This is a genomic window from Embleya sp. NPDC005575 (genome assembly GCF_040605455.1).
Classification (GTDB): domain Bacteria; phylum Actinomycetota; class Actinomycetes; order Streptomycetales; family Streptomycetaceae; genus Embleya.
The window spans coordinates 21,771-27,770 of record NZ_JBEXCV010000121.1; the positions used below are offsets into that span (position 1 = coordinate 21,771).

The following is a 6,000-nucleotide window of genomic DNA, read 5'->3' on the forward strand; positions in this document are numbered from 1 at the left end:
GCCTGCTGCGGATCGAACGCGACCATGGAGCACGAGTGTTGGCCTGGCCGGCCCGGTCCACCGGATATCTGCCGGCCGGTCCGTTCGTGCGGATGCGATCATGCGCTCGAAGGCTGCCGAAGGCCGCCGAGGGTGCCGCGGCTCGGGCACCGCCCGGTTGGACGACGAGAGGGGCGGAGGTCTTCCGTGACGATCCACTTCTACGGGGCCGACGAGGTGCCGTACGGCTGCTTCTCCAACTTCGCGCCGCACGGCTTCACCGTCGAGGAGGTGTCCTGGCCGACTTCGGAACACTTCTTCCAAGCCCACAAGTTCGCCGGCACCCCGCACGCCGAGCGCATCCGTCGCGCGCCCACGGCGCTGCGCGCGGCGGAACTGGGCCGGCTGCGGAGCGTGCCGCTGCGCCGGGACTGGGAGCGGGTCAAGGACGAGGTGATGCGGCGCGGCGTGTACGAGAAGTTCCGGCAGAATCCGCAGATTCGTACGATCCTGCTCGGGACCGGGACGCAGCCGCTGGTGGAGGACACCACGACCGACCACTACTGGGGCCGCGGCAGCACCGGCACCGGGCGAAACATGCTCGGCCGGATCCTGGTCCGCACCAGGACCCGGCTCGCGGCCGAGGCCGAGGCCGAGGGCTGAGTGCCCCGACCCCGGCCTCGGCCGTATCGCGCGTGGGTCAGTTGCCCCCGTGCGAGCCATTGACGTCGACGAAGATCGGGTTGCTGTAGAACCAGATGTCGCGCCACGGGTCGCCGTCGTTGTTCGGGTGCTGGATCGGGCCGGCCGGGTCGACGCCGGCGCCGAACGGGCCCACGCCGTGCCGGTTTCCGTCGCTGCCCCGCAGGCGGACGTAGTACGGCTTGTTCCGGCGCGGCAGTTGCACCTTCAGGGTGTAGGTGCCGGTGCGGCCGGACACGTCGATGCGCTTGCTCACGCGCGTGTCCGGAGCCTGCCACGAGTCCGCGTCGCGGGACTTGCCGGTGACCGTTCCGGTGATCACGTCCACGTGCGCGAGGCGCGGCACCTCGCCGTGGTAGTTGGGCCGGTTGGCGGTGGTGATCCGGATGTAGAGGGTGGCGCCGCGGTTGGCCGCCAGCGGCAGCCGGCCGCCCAGGGTGACCGGCTCGGTGTGGCCGTTGTCCGCGACCATCCACACGTCCAGGCCGTCCAGCAGTTGGCCGTGGTCCACCCACACCCGCCCGGCCCGCAGGCCGGCCATCACGTCGCGGTAGCCGAAGCGCTCGACGCCCACGTGGGTGCGGCTGAACTGACCCGGCCAGAAGTCGCTGCCGGGCTGCGGGACGCCGGTGTCCACCGGCAGCGGCTTGGAGCCCAGGTCGTCGAAGCCCTTGCCCGGCGGGTAGGCGCCGTCCGCGTAGGTGTCGAACATGGTGCGGTGGTTGTCCGAGTTCGAGGTGACCGACCACAGCCGGCCCTCGGCGAGCAGCGCGTCCCACATGCCGCCGACCGTCGCGGTCATCCAGTCGAAGCCGCCGTGCGTGCGGTAGGTCTCGATCGGGTACCGCGGCCAACTCTGCGGGGACGGCGCGTTCTGGTACTCGCCCCGCTGGAAGGTGCCCGGCCCGGACTGGCCCTCGCGGTACTTCACCCACGCCGGGTCGGCGTTGGCCTGCGAACCGGGCGCGCCCTCGAAGCCGAGGAAGATCGAGGGGTCCGCGTCCTGCCACGCGCGCAGCTCGTGCGGCGAGACGATGCCCAGCCGGCTGGGGTGGTTGGCCAGCACCAGGACGTCCTCGACGAAGCCCTCGCGCCTGCGTTGACCGAGCCAGCGGATCGCCTCCACCGCCTTGGCCTCGTTGCCGGCCGTCTTGGGGTCGCCCACGGCGCCCACGTCGAATTTGTTGAGCTTGGCGTCGAAGGTCAGCTCGAACTGCCGGAGCAGCTCCACCTCGTTCTTGCCGGGCGCGACCATCACGGTGGCGTGCTCGGCCGCGGGGACGTACCACTCCAGGCCCTGGAAGATCAGCACCCGGGGGTTCTCCTGGCGGGCCTTGAGGATCTCCGCGTGCTCGCGCTCCGCGCCGCCGGCGTTGGCGTGGCCGAAGTTGGCGTGCTCGGTGTAGACGATCCAGTCCAGGCCGAACTGCCGCCCCTGCGCCGCCGATTGGGCGAAGCCGTATTTCGCGTCGTGGCTGTAGACCGTGTGCACGTGATGGTCGCCCACCAGGTAGACGAACTTCCCGGGCGGGCCGTCCTGGCCCGGTCGCGAAGTCGCCTGCACCGTGTCGTCGGACTCGGCCGCGGCGGCCGAACCGGCACCCACCGCGCCGAGCGCCGACGCCCCCAGGAAGCCGGCTCCGAACAGGCCGGCCCGACCGATCAGGCCACGGCGGGACACGCCCTGCGCGTCGAGTCGGTCCTCGGTCACCTCCGGGTCCGCCCACTCGGGCAGCTGTGGAGTGGGGTGGTCGTCGGGTCGGTGCGAGTGGTCCTCGGTCGCCATGTGCGTTCCTCCGGTCGGGGGCTTCGGCGGATGCCGCCGCAGACGCTATGGGTCGTAGGTGGCGAATGGGCGACATCCGCCCCCCGCGCACATGACGGGCACAATGATCTTGAGGTGTCCGGGCATCGGCCGGCTTCGACCGGATTTCGCCGCTCAACCGGCTCGAAGCTGCGGATCGGGCGCCGGGCCGGCATGCCCATGCCCGGCCGGCGGGCATTGTCCGCGCCGGCGCAGGAGCAGTTCGACCACGATCAGGTTGGGCACCCGGCACAGGAACGGGACGACCCGGTACGCCTGGTCGAAGTCGGTCATCGGGACCAGGACGACCAGCCACAGGCGCAGGGTCACCGCCGCGTAGGTGAACGCGAAGGCGCGGTGCATCCAGCGTCGGTGCTCGCGCCGATGAACCTGGCCGGCGCGGTGGGCACGGCCGGCTTCGGCATGCTCGCGGTGTTGTGGGTGACCGGGTTCGCCTACCGCGGTGCGCCGACCGTCCCGGACTGAGCCGGCCGATTCCGCACCGGCGCCGCGCGGCCGGATCCCGGAGGCAGCCGTGTCCGCCGACGCCGCGCGGCCCGGGGGCTCCCGCCGCGTCGATCGCGACGGGAGACCCGTTCCGGGGGCGCGGAGTCCCTCATGTCGAGCGGAACCCCGCACCCCCGTCGGCGACTACGCCGCGCCCGCCTTGGCCAGGATCGCCTCCGCGACGTGCCCGGGCACCGGGGCGTACGAGGCGAACTCCATCGTGTAGCTCGCCCGACCCGAGGTCCGGCCGCGCAGGTCGCCCACGTAACCGAACATCTCGGCGAGCGGCACCAGCGCCGTGACGACCTTGGCGCCGGAGCGCTCGGTCATCGTGGCGACCTGTCCACGCCGGGCGTTGAGGTTGCCGATGACCTCACCCAGGTAGTCCTCGGGCGTGGTCACCTCGACCGACATCGTCGGTTCGAGCAGCGCCGGCGACGCGAGCCGCGCGGCTTCCTTGAAGGCCAGCGATCCAGCGATCCGGAAGGCCATCTCGGACGAGTCCACGTCGTGGAAGTCGCCGTCGAGCAGGGTGACCCGAAGCCCGGTGAGCGGGTAGCCGGCCAGCACCCCGAACTCCATCGCCGCTCGGCAGCCCGCGTCCACCGACGGGATGTACTCCTTCGGGATGCGCCCGCCGGTGATCTTGTCGATGAACTCGTAGCCCTCTCCCTCCAATGGTTCGATCGCGATCCGGACCTTGGCGTATTGGCCCTTGCCGCCGGTCTGCTTGCGATAGGTGTAGTCGTGCGCGGCCACCGTCGCGCACACCGTCTCGCGGTAGGCGACCCGGGGGCGGCCGACGTCGGCCGCGACGTCGAACTCCAGCCGCATCCGGTCGACCAGCACCTCCAGGTGCAGTTCGCCCATGCCCGACACGATGGTCTGGCCGGTCTCCCGGTCGGTCTTGACCCGGAAGGACGGGTCCTCCTCGGCCAGGCGCTGGATGGCGACGCCCAGTTTCTCCTGGTCCGCCCGGGACCTGGGTTCGATGGCCACCTCCAGCACCGGGACCGGGAAGTCCATCGATTCCAGGATCACCGGGTGCGCCGAATCGCACAGCGTCTCACCGGTGGTGGTCTGCCGCAGCCCCATCACCGCGACGATGTCGCCGGCGCCCACGGATGCGATCTCCTCTCGTTTGTCGGCGTGCATTCGGTAGATCTTGCCGACCCGTTCCTTGCGGCCCTTGACCGGATTCTGCACCTGGTCGCCGGCGGCGAGCCGGCCCGAGTACACCCGGATGAAGGTCAGCTTGCCCAGGTGCGGGTCACTGGCGATCTTGAACGCCAGTGCCGCGAGCGGCTGTTCGTCCGACGGCTTGCGCTCGACCTCGGTCTGTGGCGCGTCGACCGCGTGACCCACGATCGCGTCCACGTCCAGCGGCGAGGGCAGGTAGCGCACGACGGCGTCGAGAAGTGGCTGAACTCCCTTGTTCTTGAAGGCCGTTCCACACAGAACGGGGGTGACGGTGCGGTCTTCGCCCAGACCGGAGGCGATGGTGATCCGGCGGATCGCGGCGTGCAGCTGCGCCTCGGTGGGCTCCTCGCCCGCCAGGTACAGCTCCAACATCGCCTCGTCGTGTTCGGCCACGGTCTCCAGCAGCCGGCCACGCCAGGCGAGCGCGGTCGCGAGGTGCGCGGCCGGGATCTCGACGTCCTCATAGGCCTCGCCGAGTCCGCTCTCGGCGGACCACAGCAGGGCCCGCATGCGGACCAGGTCGACCACGCCGCGGAAGTCGGCCTCGGCGCCGATCGGCAACTGCACGACCAGGGCCACCGCGCCCAGCCGTTCGCCGATCATCTCGACGCAACGATGGAACTCGGCGCCGGTGCGGTCGAGTTTGTTGACGAAGCAGATCCGGGGCACCCGATAACGGTCCGCCTGCCGCCACACCGTCTCGGACTGCGGCTCGACGCCGGCGACCCCGTCGAAGACGGTCACCGCGCCGTCGAGCACGCGCAGGCAGCGTTCGACCTCGACGGTGAAGTCGACATGGCCGGGTGTGTCGATGAGGTTGATCCGGTGACTCACCCCGTCCAGGGTCCAGTCGCAGGTGATCGCGGCGGACGTGATGGTGATGCCGCGGTCGCGCTCCTGCGGCATCCAGTCCGTCGTGGTGGTGCCGTTGTGGACTTCGCCGATCCGGTGCGAGGCGCCCGTGTAGAACAGGATGCGCTCGGTCGTGGTGGTCTTGCCGGCGTCGATGTGGGCCATGATCCCGATGTTGCGGATGCCGGCGAGGTCGCGGGCGGTTGTGGTCATGACGGGGCTTCTCTCCTGATCGATGGGATGGATGGTGACGAATCCGGGCAGCCGCCATCGACCCGTCGCCCCGCCGAGCCGGCCCGGCGCGCGGCACGGCCGCGTGCGGTGGGTGAACGGCACGGTGGGGGAGGGGTTTCGTCGGATGGCAGGCATGTCGGGGCGCGGTGGCCGCCGGGACCGGTGCGCGCGCTACCGGACACACCCCATCGACCCATGGGCGCACCGCGCACGCGTCGGTCGGCGACACCGGACGCCGGTGCGAGGGCGTGGCGGTGTGCCGGACCGGTGCGGCGCGGGACGCGGCATGGTCGGTCGGTGGAGGATCAGGGTGCGGGCGCCGGCGGAGCCGGGACGAACCGGGCTCGGCGCGGGGCGGCGGCCTTCGGGTCGGCTCGGGGGCGGCTGTCCGACCGCGGGCCGGTGGGCACGACGACCGTTGTCGTCGCACCGCCTACCGGCGGCGGTTCAGCCGCGAGGCGACCCAAAGCGATCGGGCCAACGGCCCTTCCACGGCTCCCGGTTCGTCGTCGGATGCGCGCTCCGCGGGCGGTTGCCGAACGCGTGGCGCGGCTCACCGATCCGCTTGCAGGTCACATCCATGTACCCAAGGTAGATCGACAACTCGGTTGCAGTCACCTGGATTTCCCGACGCGAGCGGGAGAGTCGGTGCGTGGGGCCGCGGGCGGGTCGGGCGAGCGGGCGGTGGACGGCGGGCGGGGCCGGGTCGGGGGCTTGACGCC

5 protein-coding genes are annotated in these 6,000 nt (G+C 71.4%); 2 read left to right on the forward strand and 3 right to left on the reverse strand.

Features of this window, described 5'->3' with window-relative positions; all coding sequences use genetic code 11:
* Positions 1–186: 186 nt before the first annotated feature.
* Positions 187–642, forward strand: a complete 456-nt coding sequence (locus ABZS54_RS30965; RefSeq protein ID WP_355543432.1) for an NADAR family protein — start codon at positions 187–189, stop codon at positions 640–642.
* A gap of 37 nt (positions 643–679) precedes the next feature.
* Here ABZS54_RS30965 and ABZS54_RS30970 read toward each other — a convergent pair whose 3' ends face one another.
* Together ABZS54_RS30970 and ABZS54_RS30975 are read right to left on the reverse strand one after the other, a co-directional pair.
* A complete protein-coding gene (locus ABZS54_RS30970; protein WP_355543435.1) occupies positions 680–2,467 on the reverse strand; it encodes a histidinol-phosphatase in 1,788 nt (595 codons plus the stop codon).
* 153 nt (positions 2,468–2,620) lie between these two features.
* Positions 2,621–2,848: a hypothetical protein gene (locus ABZS54_RS30975; RefSeq protein WP_355543438.1), complete on the reverse strand. Its 228-nt coding sequence runs from the start codon at positions 2,846–2,848 to the stop codon at positions 2,621–2,623.
* On the opposite strand from ABZS54_RS30975, the gene ABZS54_RS30980 reads away from it, so the two are divergent.
* Positions 2,843–2,971, forward strand: a complete 129-nt coding sequence (locus tag ABZS54_RS30980; protein WP_355543441.1) for a hypothetical protein — start codon at positions 2,843–2,845, stop codon at positions 2,969–2,971. The two genes, ABZS54_RS30975 and ABZS54_RS30980, sit on opposite strands and share 6 nt — an antisense overlap.
* Positions 2,972–3,136: 165 nt before the next feature.
* On the opposite strand, the gene fusA is transcribed toward ABZS54_RS30980, so the two are convergent.
* Positions 3,137–5,257, reverse strand: a complete 2,121-nt coding sequence (gene fusA / locus ABZS54_RS30985; protein WP_355543444.1) for an elongation factor G — start codon at positions 5,255–5,257, stop codon at positions 3,137–3,139.
* Positions 5,258–6,000: the final 743 nt, after the last annotated feature.